Origin of the sequence: Plebeiibacterium sediminum, assembly GCF_026013605.1 — a bacterium.
In the GTDB taxonomy this organism is placed as follows: Bacteria; Bacteroidota; Bacteroidia; order Bacteroidales; family Marinilabiliaceae; genus Saccharicrinis; species Saccharicrinis sediminus.
Genome location: NZ_JAPDPJ010000228.1, coordinates 1 through 830, shown reverse-complemented (window position 1 = coordinate 830; position 830 = coordinate 1). Strand labels below are relative to the sequence as shown.

Here is an 830-nt window from a genome sequence, read left to right as displayed (position 1 = left end):
TACCCTTTCAGGGCATTTAATTAATTGATTAAATATTTACCTAAAGTCCTGAAGGGACGTAATCAAATAGCGTAGGGTGCAAGCCCTATGTGTTTAATGGAATATGAAATGTTAATTCTTCCCTATATGATAATTAATCCCATAAATATTCTTCATCGTATTCAACATGATATTCATTCAGAATGGAAGAGTATTCATTTTGAAAGGATTCTGATTTGTGGTGCAAATGTTGATTTGTAATATATTGAATGATTCTATTAATATCTGAGGGTGTAACTGAAAAGGCACCATAACCATTCTGCCAATAAAAGTTAACGTAATTATCTCCTTTAGTTTTTATCCACATAGAAGAATGGGATTTTAGTACTTCCATTAGTTTTATAAGTGTTATTTTTTTAGAAAGTTGGCAAAGTATATGAATATGATCATTATAACCACCAACTTTAATAACCTTACAATTAAGGTTATTGCATATTCCACCAAGGTAATCATGTAGTTCTTTTTCGATATTTGAGTCAATAAATGGCTCTCTATGTTTTGTACTAAAAACAATGTGTATATAATTTTGCACAAGAGATTGTCCCATAGTTTAATAATATTTTATCCTAAAGAATTGGTTAATTAGTAATTCAAGATTAAATGTATGTTTAAATAAGGATATTTTGAAATATAATAATCAAATATTTTGGGCAATAAGTGGGTTAAAATGCATTTAGCAAAGGGCGTACACCCTTCGCTTTTAGATAATACCCTTTCAGGGCATTTAATTAATTGATTAAATATTTACCTAAAGTCCTGAAGGGACGTAATCAAATAGCGTAGGGTGCAAG

Annotated in this window: 1 protein-coding gene; it reads right to left on the bottom strand. The window is 29.5% G+C overall.

The features are described 5' to 3' along the window. Positions 1-133 precede the first annotated feature (133 nt). Positions 134-586: an IS200/IS605 family transposase gene (gene tnpA, locus OM075_RS25220; RefSeq protein ID WP_301193331.1), complete on the bottom strand. Its 453-nt coding sequence runs from the start codon at positions 584-586 to the stop codon at positions 134-136. Between the last annotated feature and the right edge of the window lie 244 nt (positions 587-830).

What these genes read in the sequence shown, in the direction of transcription:
- tnpA (WP_301193331.1), bottom strand. Translation starts at nt 586, where the DNA reads ATGGGACAATCTCTTGTGCAAAATTATATACACATTGTTTTTAGTACA.